The 745-nt window shown below is 23.9% G+C and carries 1 protein-coding gene; it reads left to right on the top strand.

Features of this window, described 5'->3' with window-relative positions; genetic code table 11:
* Positions 1 to 146: 146 nt before the first annotated feature.
* Positions 147 to 745 (top strand): glycosyltransferase (locus CD129_RS13535; protein WP_256681920.1); only part of this gene is annotated, 599 nt, incomplete at its 3' end.

Here is a 745-nt window from a genome sequence, read left to right as displayed (position 1 = left end):
TAATAGATATTTCGGCATGTTGTTTGTATATATTTATATAATTAATACCTCATTTATTGAAACACTCTTAATTACACATGGGTTAATAGTATTTATAATATTTTGTTGGTTTATAATACCAAATAAAAAAAGAAATGAGAGATAAAATGAATATTTTACATATAAATTGTAACTACTTGCACACACCTTTATATAGTGAAATGATTTCAAGATTGAATGTATTTCATGAGAACACAATTGTAATGCCTAGAAAAATACACGAAACGTATCCAATAAGTGAAAATGTTAAATATGGTACGGAATTTTTGATTAACGATAAGATTTTCAACAAAAGTGATAGGTTTTTGTATTTTAAAAAACAAAAAAAAATAAAGAAATGGTTGAATAGTAATTCTGTTGATTTTAATAATTTTGATATTATTCACGCACATACTTTATTTTCAGATGGTTATTGGGCATACAAATCTGGTAAGCCATATATTATTACAGTTCGAAATACAGACTTGAACTATTTTATGAAATATTATAAACATTTAAGACATATAGGAAAAAAAATATTGAGAAATTCTTCTAAAATTATATTTCTATCCAAAATGTATGAGGAAAGAACAATAAATGAACTATTTAAAAGCAAAGAAAGACAGTCCATATTTAATAAGTCTGTAGTGATTCCTAACGGTATTAATGACTTTTGGATAAAAAATAGTTTAACTAAACAGCATAATGAAGAACCGAAAACTAATAT

The sequence above is a fragment of the Mammaliicoccus fleurettii genome (assembly GCF_003970575.1).
GTDB lineage: Bacteria > Bacillota > Bacilli > Staphylococcales > Staphylococcaceae > Mammaliicoccus > Mammaliicoccus fleurettii.
Note: the sequence above shows the minus strand (reverse complement) of the source record. Positions and strands in the feature narration are given on the sequence as shown.